Here is a 15219-nt window from a genome sequence, read left to right as displayed (position 1 = left end):
CCCCCTAGCCCTTCGCATGATTCCCTAGTAAACCCGCGCCCAAACGCTCCACAGCAAGAGGGTCCTACATGGCGCGCCATCTCATTACCTCGGCCATTCCCTATATCAACGGCATCAAGCACCTCGGCAATCTCGTGGGCTCGCAGCTGCCGGCTGATCTCTTCGCCCGCTACCAGCGCGCGCGAGGCAACGAGGTGATGTTCATCTGCGCCACCGACGAGCACGGCACCCCCGCCGAACTGGCCGCAGCGAAAGCGGGCAAGCCGGTCGCCGAGTATTGCGCCGAGATGCACGAGGTGCAGGCGAAGATCGCGGAAGGCTTCCGCCTCAGCTTCGATCACTTCGGGCGCTCGTCGAGCCCGCAGAACCATCGCCTGACGCAGCATTTCGCCGTGAAGCTGGCCGAGGCCGGGCTGATCCGCGAAGTCTCGGAAACCCAGATGTATTCCAAGGCCGACGGGCGCTTTCTGCCCGACCGCTATATCGAAGGCACCTGTCCCAATTGCGGCTTCGAGAGCGCGCGCGGCGACCAATGCGACAACTGCACCAAGCAGCTCGATCCGGTCGACCTGATCAACCCGCATTCGACGATCTCGGGTTCGACCGATCTGGAGATGCGCGAGACCAAGCACCTCTTCCTGCGCCAGTCGGCGATGAAAGATCAGCTCGATGCGTGGATCGACAGCAAGACCGACTGGCCGGTGCTGACCACCTCGATCGCGAAGAAATGGCTCCATGACGGCGACGGGCTGCAGGATCGCGGCATCACTCGCGATCTCAGCTGGGGCGTGCCCGCGCAATTCGAAGGCGCGCCGTGGTCGGGCATGGAAGGCAAGGTCTTCTACGTCTGGTTCGACGCGCCGATCGAATATATCGCCGCGACCGAGGAATGGACCGAGAAGACGGGCGGCGATTGGGAGCGCTGGTGGCGCACCGACAAGGGTGCGGAGGACGTGACCTACACGCAGTTCATGGGCAAGGATAACGTGCCCTTCCACACGCTCTCGTTCCCCGCGACGATCCTCGGCTCCGGCGAGCCGTGGAAGCTCGTCGATTACATCAAGTCGTTCAATTACCTGAACTACGATGGCGGCCAGTTCTCGACCTCGCGCGGTCGTGGCGTCTTCATGGATCAGGCACTGGAGCTTCTGCCCGCCGATTACTGGCGCTGGTGGCTTTTGTCCCACGCGCCCGAAAGCGCGGACGCCGAATTCACCTGGGAGAATTTCCAGGTCTCGGCGAACAAGGACCTTGCCGACGTGCTGGGCAACTTCGTCAGCCGTATCACCAAGTTCACCCGCTCGAAATTCGGCGAAGCGATCCCCGAAGGCGGCAGCTGGGGCGAGCAGGAAGCGGCGCTGATCGAGGAACTGACCACCCGCATCCGCGCCTACGAGACGCATATGGAAGAGAAGGATATCCGCAAGGCGGCGATGGAGCTGCGCGGGATCTGGGTCGCGGGCAACGAATACCTGCAGGCGTCGGCACCGTGGTCGGTGTTCAAGACCGATCCCGATCAGGCGGCAGCCATCGCAAGGCTCGCACTGAACCTTATCCCGATCTACGCGGTGCTCTCGGCGCCCTTCATTCCCGATGCGGCGAAGATCATGCTCGAGGCGATGGGCGACGAGGATCGCGACTGGCCGGGCGATGTGAAGACCGCGCTAGAGGCGCTGCCCGCGGGCCATGCCTTCACCACGCCCGAGGTGCTCTTCCGCAAGATCACGGATGAAGAGCGCGAAGAGTGGCAGGAGCGGTTCGCGGGCACCCGCGACTGAGGCCATCAGGGGGTGCTGCCCCTCTAAGCTTTCGCGAATTCATCCCGGGATCTTTGGGCAAAAGCGAAGACGGACAACGCGCTCGTCTTCGCTCTTTCGAAATATCCCGGGGGGGGTCACAGGGCGCGGGGGCAGCACCCCCTACCCGTTCTGTTTCTCGCCAGACCGCCACGCCGAAAGCGCCGCGTTTTCCTCGTCCGGAGGAGTCGCGAGCTCTGCGGGAGGCACCGCCGGCACCTTCTTCATTCGGAAGTAATGCGCCTCGCGCGCGCCGAAATAGAAACTGACCACCGCGCCGAGAAGCCACCAAAGCGGCTCGGGTACGTAGCCTAGGCCCACCATCCGTTGCGCGAAGCCGACCGGGTCGAGCATCGCATAGACGAAGAGCCCCACGATCCCGAAAGCGAGCACCGGGCGCGGCAGGCGGTTGAGGCCGTTCACGATGCGATCGAAGCGACCGGGTCGGATATATTCGAACTCCGCGCCGTGTTCCTGCAGCGCCGCAAGATAAGCGGTCTGTGCGGCTTCGAGCTTCTTCGTGGCATTGGGCACGAATACCTCCGCGACGGAACTGGCGGCCTCGCCTGCTGCCTTCACCGTGCCCGCACCGCCGAGCAGTTTTTCGATCAAGCCCATTTCGCCACCCGCTTGCGATGCTCGCCCTCGGTCAGGTGATAGCGTGGGGAAATGAATTCCTCGGCGCGGCGGATCCAGCCGCCCTTCGCGCCCGCTCGTGTCGTGGCGTATTTGCGGCTGGCGGGGCGCACATCGGCGAGCCGGTAGTAGTAATTGCGCCGCGCGATCCCGTAGGCATCGGCGAAATAGCCGGGCGCGGCCGCATCTGCGAGTTCGGCGGCCGCGATGGTCTGCGGGCCGATGATCCCGTCGACCACGACACGCTGACCCATGTCGCCCAGCAGACGCTGCAGGATCACCACCGCATTGCCGCCTGCATTCACATACATGTCGAAGACCGAGGCCTGCACCGTGGGTGGCAGCCGGTCGATACGCGGACCCTTGTAGTAATGCTCGATGAAGATCTCGGCAGCCTGCGCGGGGTCGAGCGCGCGGACATCCATCTCGTCCACCCGGCCATCGCCGGTCAGATCGCGCCCCAACCGGCGCAGGGTTCCGAGCGTGACGCCGTGCTTGGTCGCGCCGCCCGGATCGTCCGGATCATCGACATAACCGCCTTCGCGCGCGACGATCTCCGCCGCGATCTGGGTGACCGATTTCATGGCCTGCCTCCGTTGATGACAACGTCAGGCAGGCTCGGGCCGTGCGGTTAACAGTGCTGCAAGCGAGCGTTCGCCGGGGTGGGGATCAGGAGGACGGGCCCTCGTAGACGCCCTGCTCCTTCAGCGCGTCGACGACTTCCTTGGGCATGTAGTTCTCGTCATGCTTGGCGAGGATTTCCGAGGCCAGGAACGTATCCCCTTCCATCTTGCCTGTGCCGATCATGCCCTGTCCCTCTTTGAAGAGGTCCGGCAGGACGCCCGCGAATTTCACCGGGACGGTCGCGCCGCCATCGGTGACCTTGAATTCGATGACCTCGCCCTGACCGCGCTTGAGCGAGCCTTTCTCGACCAGCCCGCCGAGACGGAAGACTTCGCCGGGCTGCGGCGGTTCGGTGGCAAGCTGCGAAGGTGCACGGAAGAAGTTGATGCCGCTCCGCATCGAGTACCCGATCGTGCCGGTCGCTATCACCAAGGCCAGCGCCGCCACGCTGAGCACCTGGATACGACGTTTCTTCTTCAGACTCTTCATCTCTTCGCCTCCTGAGATGCCGTTTCGTCTACCTCACCGCGCCGGCCTTGCCATTGACGCGGATCAAGGGAAGACGGGGGCGAGCATCAGCCCTTCGCTTTCCTCCAGCCCGAGCATCAGGTTCGCGTTCTGGATCGCCTGTCCCGACGACCCCTTGCAGAGGTTGTCGATCGCGACGACCACGAGCGCGCGCCCGGGAATTCTGTCTCCTGATACACCAATATGGGCATAATTGGAGCCAGTTACAGACCTGGTGGACGGAACTGCGCCGAAAGGTAGCATTTCGATGAAGGTTTCTTCCGCATAGCGGTCGGCCAGCGCCTTGTAGACGGCCTCGGGCTCGCCCTTCACATAGGCGGAGGCAAGGATGCCGCGATTGAACGGCGCCAGATGCGGGGTGAACTGCACCATCACGGGGCGGCCCGCCAAGGCGCTGAATTCCTGATCGAATTCACCCAAGTGACGGTGCTTGCCGCCCTGCGAATAGGGCGCGACACCGCCCGACAGCTCTGCGTGCAGCAGGTTTTCCTTCAGCGACCGGCCCGCGCCGGAGACACCGTTCTTCAGATCGAGGATGATGTCGTCGAGATCAATCACGCCAGCTTCGATCAGCGGACGGATCGCAAATTGGCCCGCAGCGGCATTGCAGCCCGTGCCCGCCACCAGTCGCGCTTCGCGAATCGCATCGCGGTAGAACTCGGTCAGCCCGTAGACCGCCTCTTTTTGCAGCTCGACCGCAGCATGAGGCTTGCCGTACCACTTCTCGTATTCCGCAGGATCGCGCAGCCGGAAATCGGCCGAAAGGTCGACGATCTTCAGATCGCGCGGCAGCTCCTTGATGACTGCCTGCGAAGTCGCATGCGGCAGTGCGCAGAAGGCCAGATCGACATTCGAGAAGTCGATCTCTTCGATTTTCACCAGATCCGGCAGGCCCAGATGGCGCAGATGCGGGAACACGTCACCCATTGCCATGCCCGCCTTACGCTCGCCCGAGAGGGCCACGATGTCCATGTTCGGATGGGTGGCGATCAGCCGGACGAGTTCGGCGCCGGTATAGCCCGACGCGCCCAGAATCGCGATTTTCTTGGTCATTTGGTCCTCCGCGCTTGTCGCTCGGCTCTCCCTTACCCTAAGCTCACACTCAAATAAACTCCGTGTGAGACGGGTCGACGACCGACAGTGAACGAGGCAGGCCGTGGCAGAGCAGTGGTATTACGCCGATGGGAAGGATCCCGTCGGCCCGTTCCCCCGGAACATATGATGGATATGGTGCGGGGAGGTCGTATCAAGCCCGAAACGATGGTTTGGCAAGACGGAATGGAGGGATGGGAGCCTGCGGGCGATCACTTCTTCCGGCGGCCGCCCGACACCTCGGCAGCCAGCACCGATCCGCATAGCGGCGCGACGAATTACGCCGCCCGCATCGCACAGCGCCATCAGCAGGAGGGCAAGCTTTCCTCCGCCGATCCGCGTGCCTATGCCGAGGCCTCGATCGAACGCGACCGGACGCAGCGCGGGATCGGCTCGGACGGGCTTTACGAGGGGGCCCCCTCGCGCAGCTTCGTCGAGGCGATCAAGGTCTGTTTCCGGAAATACGCGACCTTCAAGGGTCGGGCGAGCCGTTCGGAATACTGGTGGTTCGCGCTCTTCGTCATGCTGGCGAGCATCATCGGCGCCATGGCCGAAGGCTCGATGGGCGAGGACGGCACGGCGATCAGCGCAGTGATTTCCATCGCGACGTTCCTGCCATCGATCTCGGCGCAGATTCGACGCCTGCACGACACCGACCGCTCGGGCTGGTGGGTCGGCGGCTACCTTCTAGCGAGCGTGTTCGGCGGCCTCGTGATCGGCCTGACGGTCATGTCCTACGGCGTGCAGGACCCGGCAGCCATGGCAGGCATGTCCGCAGCGCTTCTCGCGATCTGGGGGATCGTGATGCTGGTCTGGGGCATCGCGCTCTTCGTGTTCATGGTACAGCGCGGTACGCGCGGGCCGAACCGGTTCGGCTGAGGGCCACGACGATCAGGCGCCTCAGGCGGCCTCGAAGCGGATCGCGTAGCGCAGGAATTGCGTCGCGTGGCTCGAGACCGAGGCCGGATCGCCGGTGGTCAGGAATTTCGATTCCGTCCCCGCACCTTTGAACTCGGGTCGACGCTCCAGATAATCCGCGAGGCTCTCGGCCACGAGGTTGGCCTGGCTGTAGACGTCGACGTTCGGCCCCAGTGCTTCCTGGAAGGTCTTTTGCATCAGCGGGTAATGGGTGCAGCCGAGGATCGCTGCCTCGGGTTTCGGCATCCGACGCTTGAGCGCTTCGACATGGGATTTCACCAGCGCCTCGGCGAGGATTTCGTCGCCAGTCTCGATCGCATCGACCACGCCGCCGCAGGGCTGCGCCTCGACATCCACGCCGATCGCGCGGAAGGCCAGTTCGCGCTGGAAAGCGCGCGAGGCCACCGTCGCGGGCGTCGCGAACAGCGCCACGTGCTTCACCGCAACTTCGCGCGGCGGGGAGTTGTCGCCCCATTTGCGTTCGGTCAACGCTTCGATCATCGGCACGAAGACGCCCAGCACGCGCTTGCCCTCGGGGATCCAGGTTTCCTGCATCCGCTTGAGCGCGGCGGCCGAAGCCGTGTTACAGGCGAGGATCACCAGATCGCAGCCCTCTTCCCACAAACGCTCCACGCCCGCGCAGGTCAGGTTGAAGATGTCATCGGCGTCGCGCACGCCGTAAGGCGCATGGGCGTTATCGCCGTAATAGCAAAAGGCCATATCCGGCAGCCGCCTGGCGCAGGCATCATAGACCGTCAGTCCGCCCAGACCTGAATCGAAAACGCCTACCGCCATGCTCGCGCCCCTTGCCCGTCCGGGCCGCGCACGGACACCGGTCAGTTTCTGTATTTCGCCTCGAACTCGAAGCCATAGCCGTAGGACTTCAAGGGAGTCGGCGACAAGTCATACGTCGCACGGCGCAGGAAATCCATCATCTGTTTCGGACGCTCACGCAGCGGTGCGAGATCGGCCTGCGGGACCGGCTCACCCACGCAGAGCCGCACCGGACGATTGGCGTGACGTTTGAACTCGCGGATCATCAGCCCCATGCGCAGGCTGTAATGTAGATGGCTCGCCAGCTGGAACAGGCGACTGTTATGGCCCTCGAAGAAGACCGGCACCACGGTCGCATCGGATTTCGCGATCATCTTGGCGGTGAAATTGCGCCAGCCCGGATCCATCGGTGCCCCGAAGGGCTTAGCGGCGGTCGAGACCGTGCCGCCCGGAAACACACCGATCGCACCACCTTCGCCGAGGTAGCGCAGCGCCTCGGCGCGGGTGCGCAGGTTGGCCCTCGCGGCCTCTTTGGTTTCGGAGAAATCCACCGGCAGGATGACCCGGTCGATCTCTTCGGCACGCTTGAAGACGTTATGGGCGAGGATACGGAAATCGCCGCGAATGCGCGACAGCAGCAGGCCCATGATCAGCCCGTCGAGAATGCCGTAAGGGTGGTTCGCGATCAGCACCAATGGCCCGGTCTGCGGGATATTGGCGAGCGCGCCGCGGGTCACCTCGATCTGCAGCCCGTAGCGCTCGGCCATCACCTGCCAGAAATCCGCACCTTGCGCGATGTCATGCTCGTAGCCGCGTGCTCGCCGGATCAACCCGATCCGCCCGGTCGCGTTCTCCATCGCGCGGATCAGCATCCGCGCGCCTTTCGAGCGCGCGGACCAAGCATATGAGATTTCCTGTGTGGCGTGGCGGACAGGCATCCGGGGGGCCATCGGGGTGGCGGTCATCTCGTACCTCCGCAACATGGGCTGGCTTCACTCTGCCAGCGCCATGTCACGAAGGTACGACACTCAGATGACAGCCCTCACTCGGCGGCCATTTTCTGCGGAGCGCCACCTGCGCGGAAAGCGGCGAGCAGTTCCTCGCGCCGCTTCGCCGCCATTTGCTCGGCCTGCGCCTTGACCGGGCCGAAACCGCGGATCGTCAGCGGCAATTCGGCCAGTTCGCGCGCGATCTCCATCGTGTCTGGCGTGACCTTGGGTAGCACTTCGGCCATGTCGGCCTCGTATTGCTTGATCAGCGCCCGCTCCATCTTGCGCTCCTCGGCATAGCCGAAAGGATCGAACGGCGTGCCGCGCAGCCCTTTCAGCTTCGCCAGAAGACGGAAGCCACGCTCCATGCCGGGGCCGAATTCACGCTTCTTCGGACGTCCGTCCGGGCCTTCCTTGGACAGGATCGGCGGGGCGAGATGGAAATGCATCTCGAAATCGCCCTCGAACTCGGCCCGCGCCTTTTCTGCCGTCGACAGATGCAGACGCGCGACCTCGTATTCGTCCTTGTAGGCCAGGAGCTTGTGATAGCCCTTCGCGACGGCCTCACGCAGCTCCGACGGCGCCTCGTCCACCAGCTTGCGGAAACGCTTGGCGAGCCGCTTGTTCTGGTAGTCGACGAGATGGTTGGCCCGGAACTCGACCGGATCGACCGGGGCCTGCACGACCTCCGCCGCCATCGCCTTCGCAGCCTCCTCCGGATAGGCCATCGCCCAGCGCCCCAGATTGAAGGCGCGCTTGTTCTCCTCGGGCTTTGCGCCGTTCAACTCGATCGCCCGGAAGATCGCCTCGAGGGTCAGCGGCACGTAGCCTTGCTGCCAGGCAGCCCCCAGCACGACCATGTTCGAATAGATCGAGTCGCCCAGCATATGCCGCGCGAGTTCCGACGTGTCGGCAAAGGCCACCCGGTCCTTCAGCCGCGCCTTGAGGCTCAGCCGAAGCTGTTCGCCCGGCAGGCGGAAGTCGCGGTTGCGGGTGAACTCGCCGGTGACGATCTCGTGGCTGTTGATCACGGCGCCGGTGCGGCCCGTCGTCATGAGCCCCAGCGTCTTGGCACCGGCGGAGACCACCAGATCGCCCCCGATCACGCAATCGGCCTCGCCCACCGCGACGCGGATCGCCGAGATATCCTCGGGCTTGTTCGCGATGCGCAGGTGGATATGCACCGCCCCGCCCTTCTGGGCGAGACCGGCCATCTCCATCATGCCTGCGCCCTTGCCGTCGATATGGGCGGCCATCGCCAGCACCGCGCCGATGGTCACGACGCCCGTGCCGCCGACGCCGGTGATCACCACGTTATGGGTGCCGTCGATCGCGGGCAGCGTGGGCTCCGGCAGGTCCGGCAGGTCGAGCGCCTGCGCTTCCGCCTTCTTCACCTTCGCGCCGTGCAGCGTCACGAAGCTCGGGCAGAACCCGTCGAGGCAGCGGAAGTCCTTGTTGCAGGACGACTGGTCGATCGCGCGTTTGGTGCCCAGTTCGGTCTCTTCCGGCACGATGGAGACGCAGTTCGACTGAACCCCGCAATCGCCGCAGCCTTCGCAGACGTCGGTGTTGATGAAGACGCGCTTGTCCGGATCCGGGAACTTGCCGCGCTTGCGGCGGCGGCGTTTCTCGGCGGCGCAGGTCTGAACATAGATCAGCGCCGAGACGCCTTTCGTCTTCGCCAGCCGCTTCTGCACGTTCATCAGCTCGGCCCGTTCGACCTTCTCGACGCCAGCGGGGAAGGTGGACAGGTCCAGCTCTTCCTTCTCGTCATAGACCACCACGACCGGCTTCACGCCCATCGCCACGATTTCCGCCGCGATCTGCTGCGAGGTCAGGTCGCCCTCGTTCTCCTGCCCCCCGGTCATCGCGACCGCATCGTTGAACAGGATCTTGTAGGTGATGTTGGTGCCGGCTGCCAAAGCCGCCCGGATCGCCTGCGCGCCCGAGTGGTTGTAGGTGCCGTCGCCAAGGTTCTGGAACATATGCTCACGCGTCGAGAACGGGGCCTCGCCGACCCAGTTCACGCCCTCGCCGCCCATATGGGTGAAGCCTTCCGTGTTCCTGCCCATCCACTGCACCATGTAGTGACAGCCGATCCCGGCATAGGCGCGCTCGCCCTCGGGCACCTTGGTCGAACTGTTATGCGGGCAGCCCGAGCAATACCATGGCGTACGGGTCGCGATCTCAGGGGCGTTGTCGGCGCGTTGGGCGGCTTCGATCTTGGCGATACCCGCCTTGATCGCGTCGGTCCCGCGGCCTTCCTCGATGAAGATATCGCCCAGCTTGCGCGCGATCATCACCGGGTCGAGCGCGTAGCGCGTCGGGAACAGCTCCACCTGGCGGCCGTTCTTCCATGTGTCGCCCTTGTGCCAGCCATAGACGCGACGGCCACGACGGTCGTCGAAGATCGCTTCCTTGACCTGCACCTCGATCAGCTTGCGCTTTTCCTCGACGACGATGATCAGCTCCAGCCCCTCGGCCCATTCGTGGAAGCTCTCCATGTCGAGCGGGAAGGTCTGGCCGATCTTGTAGGTGGTAATGCCGAGCCGTTCGGCCTCGGCCTCGTCGATCCCCAGCAGCGAGAGCGCATGGGTCAGGTCGAGCCAATTCTTGCCCGCAGCGACCAGACCGATCTTCGCGCCGGGCTTGCCCCAGACGCGGTTGTCGATGCGGTTGGCGCGCGCGAAAGCCTCTGCCGCGTAGCGCTTGAAGTCGATCATCCGCGCTTCCTGAGCCACCGGAGTGTCGCCCAAGCGAATGTTCAGCCCGCCTTCGGGCATCTTGAACTCGGGGATCACGAAGTGTTGACGGAAGGGATCGCCATCGACGACTGCAGTCGCCTCGACCGTATCCTTCATCGTTTTCAGACCGACCCAGACCCCGGCAAAACGGCTCAATGCATAGCCATAGAGCCCGAAATCGAGGATCTCCTGCACGCCCGCGGGCGACAGCACCGGCATGTAGGCATCGACCATCGCCCAGTCGGACTGATGCAGCACGGTCGAGGACTCACCGGTATGGTCGTCGCCCATCGCCATGAGGACGCCGCCGTGTTTCGACGTGCCCGCCATATTGGCGTGACGCATCACGTCGCCCGAGCGATCTACGCCCGGACCTTTGCCGTACCAGAGGCCGAAAACGCCGTCATACTTGCCTTCGCCACGCAATTCCGCCTGCTGCGAGCCCCACAGCGCGGTGGCCGCGAGGTCTTCGTTCAGGCCCGGCTGGAAGCGAACGTCGCTCTCTTCGAGCACGGTCTTGGCGCGCGCCATCTGCAAATCGACAGCGCCCAGCGGCGAGCCGCGATAGCCTGTCACATAGCCGGCCGTATGCAGCCCCGCCGCCTTGTCGCGTGCGGCCTGAGCCAGAACCAGACGCACCAAAGCCTGCGTCCCGTTCAGCAAAACCGGAGATTTCGTTAGGTCGAACCGATCCGCTAGGGATATTTCTTGCCTTCCCATTAAGCACCTCCCCTTGCTAACTGGGCATGAAGACATGGTAGGTCATAATATCTGACCTAGAAAGCGGAAAATTGTTACTTAGCGGTTTCGTAAATCCTCGAGATTAATGTAAAGAAACTTGCGCGGAACAGCAGATGATACAGCGAAAGTGACCTTGATGGATTGGGACAAGCTCAGAATCTTCCACGCAGTGGCCGATGCGGGGTCTTTGACTCATGCCGGCGATGCGCTGCACCTGTCTCAATCTGCCGTGAGCAGACAGATCCGGGCGCTCGAAGAGGCGCTTGGAACGACTCTGTTTCACCGTCATGCCCGCGGACTGATTCTCACCGAGCAGGGGGAGTTGCTGTTCGAGGCCACCTCCTCGATGGCGAAAAAGCTCGACAGCGCCTCCGCACGCATCCGTGACAGCGAAGAAGAAGTCTTCGGCGAGCTGCGCGTGACGACCACGACGGGCTTCGGCACGCTCTGGCTCGCGCCGCGCCTGACGAAGCTTTACGAGAAATATCCCGATCTGAAGATCGACCTCATGCTGGAGGAGCGGGTGCTCGACCTGCCGATGCGCGAGGCCGACGTCGCCGTTCGCATGAAAGAGCCCGCGCAGGCCGACCTGATCCGCAAGCGTCTGCTGAACATCCGTATGCGGCTTTACGCGACCTCCGAGTATCTCGCGAAATGGGGTGCCCCCGAGAAGATCGAAGATCTTCGCAAGCATCGCCTGATCTGCCAGACCCCGCGTACACCGCAGGTACAGGCCGGTGCCCAGCTTGCGCGGCAGGTGCTGGCCTTCGATCAAAGCTCGACGCTGACGGTGAACAACTACTTCGGCGTATTGCAGGCCGTGCTGAACCATATCGGCATCGGCATCCTCCCCGACTACCTGACCGCCGATTTCAACGATCTGCAGCGCGTGCTGCCTGATCTGGAATCGGTCGAGATTCCGATCTTCCTCGCCTACCCGGAAGAGCTGCGCTCCTCGCGCCGCGTGACCGCGTTCCGCGACTTCATTCAGGAAGAGATCACCAACTATCGGCGCTTCCAGGCAGGCGATTCAGCCTAGGGTTGCAGCGCGACTTTACCGCAACGCATACCGGCCATGATGCATTCGCAGCATGTTTTCCCTTGATGCGTTAACAAACTGCCCATAAATGAGGCTCAGAAGGGTTGGCCGTGCCGAAAGGCGCAGCACCTTCTACCTCCCTGTTGGACTTTGGCCGAGCTTTGCTCGGCCTTTTTTTTGCCCGACGCCTAGATGCGGTTTTCACGCACGGCGCGAGAGCCCCCGACATCAGCCTCGGTCTCACGAAATTTCACGCTGACGCGACCGCGCAAGCCCCGCGTTACGCACAGCTATCCCCTTCGGTTCATTTAAAAATCCGCGATGTCACTCACAATTATTTCAGTGAACTTTCGACGATTCCACCCCGTTTCCTCCCCGACGCCGATAACGGCGCAGGATTTGGTAACCAGTTGAAAGGATACTGATATGACCACGACGAAAAACATCTTTGCCGCTTCGACCGCTCTTCTGGGTGCGATGACCATCGCAGGCTCGGCTTCGGCCCTCGACCTGACGAAGATCCCGTCCACCAACAACAACGACGGCCAGTATTACGGTATCGCCGATTATCGCACCGGCACCGTTCCGGGAGAGACTTCGTCGATGGGCACCCCGCCCGCCGTCACCTCGTCGAACACCTACGCATCGACTGATCAATACGGCATCACCGACGTGAAGACCGGCACCGCCGAGTTCGCGAACACCTCGATGGGGTCGGACATGATTCCCGCGCAGCGCCAGCTGACCGATCAAGCCGGCATCACCGGCCTGAAGACCGCGGCCAACGCGGAGGACAAGGCGATGAGCGCCGATGGTAACGTGATCGGCATGATCGAGAAGGTCGAGTCGCATGACGGCTACGACACCATCTATGTCCGCACCTCGCCGAAGCTCGACACCACCGTGTCGCTCTTCAAGGTCAACGTGCCGAAGGACGCCGCTGCGAACGGCGAGGTCAAGCTCGGCTGGACCGTCTCGGAACTGCTGACCAACCTCGAGACGCAAGTGGACATGCGCTCGTAAGCCGGACGTACCACGACAAGACGCTTTCACGACGCGGGGCCTTCGGGCCTCGCGTTTTTTCTTTCCGCAACGTCCGGCCTCTCTTTTCCCCCTGCACATATTGGCCTAATAGGGGCGGCGAAGCCGATGCCGGAGGATCCTCATGAACGAGCCGCAGATCACGCCTGATCTCATCGCAGCCCATGGCCTGAAACCCGACGAGTACGACCGGATCCTCGAGATCATCGGACGCGAGCCGACTTTCACCGAACTCGGGATCTTCTCGGCGATGTGGAACGAGCATTGCTCCTACAAGTCGTCGAAGAAATGGCTGCGCACGCTGCACACCAAGGGCGATCAGGTCATCTGTGGTCCGGGCGAGAATGCGGGTGTCGTCGATATTGGCGACGGGCAGGCCGTGGTCTTCAAAATGGAGAGCCACAACCACCCCTCCTACATCGAACCGCACCAAGGCGCCGCGACTGGCGTCGGCGGCATCCTGCGCGATGTGTTCACCATGGGCGCGCGTCCGGTGGCCGCAATGGACAGCCTGAGCTTCGGTATGCCCGACCACCCGAAAACCTCCCATGTCGTCAAAGGCGTGGTCGAGGGCGTGGGCAGCTACGGTAACTGCTTCGGCGTTCCGAATGTGGGCGGCGAAGTGCGTTTCCATCCCTCCTATAACGGCAACTGCCTCGTGAACGCCTTCGCGGCGGGCTTGGCCGATGCTGACAAGATCTTCTACTCCGCCGCGTCCGGCATCGGCATGCCGGTCGTCTACCTCGGTGCGAAGACGGGTCGCGACGGCGTCGGCGGCGCGACGATGGCCTCGGCCGAGTTCGACGACACGATCGAGGAAAAGCGCCCCACCGTTCAGGTCGGCGACCCCTTCACCGAGAAATGCCTGCTGGAGGCCTGCCTCGAGCTGATGCAGACCGGCGCGGTGATCTCGATTCAGGACATGGGGGCCGCGGGCCTGACCTGTTCTGCGGTCGAGATGGGCGACAAGGGCGGCCTCGGCGTACAGCTCAACCTCGACGCGGTGCCGCAGCGCGAAGCCGCGATGACCGCCTACGAGATGATGCTGTCGGAGAGCCAGGAGCGGATGCTTATGGTCCTCAACCCCGAGAAGGAAGACATCGCCCGCGAGATCTTCGAGAAGTGGGATCTCGATTTCGCCATCGTCGGCGAGACCATCGCGGAAGACCGGTTCCTGATCGTGCATGGCAACGAGGTGAAAGCCGACGTGCCGCTGTCGAAACTGTCCTCGGAAGCGCCCGAATACGATCGTCCCTGGGTCGAGACGCCCGTCGCGACCGCGGGCGAGGCGCTGCCCGAGATCGGTGCTATCGATGCGCTCAAGAAACTGATCGGCTCGCCGAACTACGCGCACAAGTCCTGGGTCTATGAGCAATACGACACGCAGGTGATGGGCGACACGGTGCGCCGCCCGGGTCTCGGCGCAGGCGTCGTGCGCGTGCACGGCACCGACAAGGCGCTGGCCTTCACCGCCGACGTGACCCCACGCTACGTAAAGGCGAACCCGTTCGAGGGCGGCAAGCAGGCGGTGGCCGAAGCCTACCGCAACCTGACGGCCGTGGGCGCGAAACCCCTCGCCTCGACCGACAACCTGAACTTCGGCAACCCGGAGAAGCCGGAGATCATGGGCCAGTTCGTGGGTGCGATCAAAGGCATCGACGCCGCCGTGCGCGCACTCGACATGCCGATCGTGTCGGGCAACGTCTCGCTTTACAACGAGACCGACGGCACCGGCATCCTGCCAACCCCGACCATCGGCGCGGTCGGTCTGCTGAGCTCGCTCGACGAGTTGATCGCGGGCCTACCGACGGCGGGCGACGTGGCGATGGTGATCGGCGAAACCAAGGGCCATCTCGATCAATCCGCGCTCGCCTTCGAAGCCTTCGGGATCGAGGCGGGTGACGCGCCGGCAGTCGACCTCGACGTCGAGAAACGCAATGGCGAGTTCCTCCGCGAGAACCGCGCGCTGGTCAAAGGCGCAAGCGATCTCTCGGACGGAGGGCTCGCGCTCGCGGCTTTCGAGATGGCAGAGGAAGCCGGTCTGGGTGTCACGCTTGAGGCTGGCGACATCGCGACGCTCTTCGGCGAGGATCAGGGGCGTTACCTCGTGGCCTGCTCCTTCGATCAGGCCGAGGCGCTGATGGTCGCCGCCCGCCGCGCCGAGGTGCCGCTTTACACCGTGGGTCGTTTCGGCGGGGACACGGTTAGCTTCGGCTCGGAGAGCGCCCCGCTGGAGGAGCTGTCGACCCTCTATCGCAGCGCGTTCAAAGCGGCGATCGACGCCTGAGTTCTGTGAT

13 protein-coding genes are annotated in these 15219 nt (G+C 63.5%); 6 read left to right on the top strand and 7 right to left on the bottom strand.

Annotated features, from left to right (window positions below; translation table 11 throughout):
* Positions 1-68: 68 nt before the first annotated feature.
* Positions 69-1778, top strand: coding sequence for a methionine--tRNA ligase (gene metG / locus BMG03_RS03050; protein ID WP_075775803.1), 1710 nt, complete (start codon positions 69-71; stop codon positions 1776-1778).
* A gap of 141 nt (positions 1779-1919) precedes the next feature.
* On the opposite strand, the gene BMG03_RS03045 is transcribed toward metG, so the two are convergent.
* From BMG03_RS03045 to argC, 4 genes are all read right to left on the bottom strand, one after another.
* Entirely contained in the window at positions 1920-2414 is a 495-nt protein-coding gene (locus BMG03_RS03045) for a holin family protein (RefSeq protein ID WP_075775802.1), read from the bottom strand.
* Entirely contained in the window at positions 2405-3016 is a 612-nt protein-coding gene (locus tag BMG03_RS03040) for a holin-associated N-acetylmuramidase (RefSeq protein ID WP_075775801.1), read from the bottom strand. The genes BMG03_RS03045 and BMG03_RS03040 overlap by 10 nt, the downstream gene beginning before the upstream one ends.
* A gap of 85 nt (positions 3017-3101) precedes the next feature.
* Positions 3102-3545, bottom strand: coding sequence for a cytochrome c maturation protein CcmE (gene ccmE, locus BMG03_RS03035; protein ID WP_075775800.1), 444 nt, complete (start codon positions 3543-3545; stop codon positions 3102-3104).
* Between the two features lie 63 nt (positions 3546-3608).
* Positions 3609-4637: an N-acetyl-gamma-glutamyl-phosphate reductase gene (gene argC, locus BMG03_RS03030; RefSeq protein WP_075775799.1), complete on the bottom strand. Its 1029-nt coding sequence runs from the start codon at positions 4635-4637 to the stop codon at positions 3609-3611.
* 87 nt (positions 4638-4724) lie between these two features.
* On the opposite strand from argC, the gene BMG03_RS03025 reads away from it, so the two are divergent.
* Positions 4725-5555, top strand: a complete 831-nt coding sequence (locus tag BMG03_RS03025; RefSeq protein WP_341865720.1) for a DUF805 domain-containing protein — start codon at positions 4725-4727, stop codon at positions 5553-5555.
* Between the two features lie 21 nt (positions 5556-5576).
* Here BMG03_RS03025 and murI read toward each other — a convergent pair whose 3' ends face one another.
* The 3 genes from murI to BMG03_RS03010 form a co-directional block, all read right to left on the bottom strand.
* Positions 5577-6389 carry a glutamate racemase gene (gene murI, locus BMG03_RS03020; protein ID WP_075775797.1) on the bottom strand — a complete coding sequence of 271 codons (813 nt, stop codon included), beginning with the start codon at positions 6387-6389 and terminating at the stop codon, positions 5577-5579.
* Positions 6390-6430: 41 nt separating this feature from the next.
* Complete coding sequence (locus BMG03_RS03015) at positions 6431-7333, bottom strand: lysophospholipid acyltransferase family protein (RefSeq protein ID WP_077701077.1); 903 nt, start codon at positions 7331-7333, stop codon at positions 6431-6433.
* 77 nt (positions 7334-7410) lie between these two features.
* Positions 7411-10821: an indolepyruvate ferredoxin oxidoreductase family protein gene (locus BMG03_RS03010; RefSeq protein WP_075775796.1), complete on the bottom strand. Its 3411-nt coding sequence runs from the start codon at positions 10819-10821 to the stop codon at positions 7411-7413.
* Positions 10822-10978: 157 nt separating this feature from the next.
* Between BMG03_RS03010 and BMG03_RS03005 the strand changes: the two genes are divergently transcribed.
* From BMG03_RS03005 to purL, 4 genes are all read left to right on the top strand, one after another.
* The gene (locus BMG03_RS03005; protein WP_075775795.1) at positions 10979-11881 is read left to right on the top strand and encodes a LysR family transcriptional regulator; all 903 of its coding nucleotides are present in this window, start codon (positions 10979-10981) and stop codon (positions 11879-11881) included.
* 110 nt (positions 11882-11991) lie between these two features.
* Positions 11992-12306, top strand: a complete 315-nt coding sequence (locus BMG03_RS20850; RefSeq protein ID WP_167733381.1) for a hypothetical protein — start codon at positions 11992-11994, stop codon at positions 12304-12306.
* Between the two features lies 1 nt (position 12307).
* Positions 12308-12904, top strand: a complete 597-nt coding sequence (locus BMG03_RS03000) for a hypothetical protein (protein WP_075775794.1) — start codon at positions 12308-12310, stop codon at positions 12902-12904.
* Positions 12905-13046: 142 nt separating this feature from the next.
* Positions 13047-15209, top strand: a complete 2163-nt coding sequence (purL, locus tag BMG03_RS02995) for a phosphoribosylformylglycinamidine synthase subunit PurL (RefSeq protein ID WP_075775793.1) — start codon at positions 13047-13049, stop codon at positions 15207-15209.
* Positions 15210-15219 lie beyond the last annotated feature (10 nt).

This window comes from Thioclava nitratireducens (assembly GCF_001940525.2).
Classification (GTDB): Bacteria; Pseudomonadota; Alphaproteobacteria; order Rhodobacterales; family Rhodobacteraceae; genus Thioclava; species Thioclava nitratireducens.
Note: the sequence above shows the minus strand (reverse complement) of the source record. Positions and strands in the feature narration are given on the sequence as shown.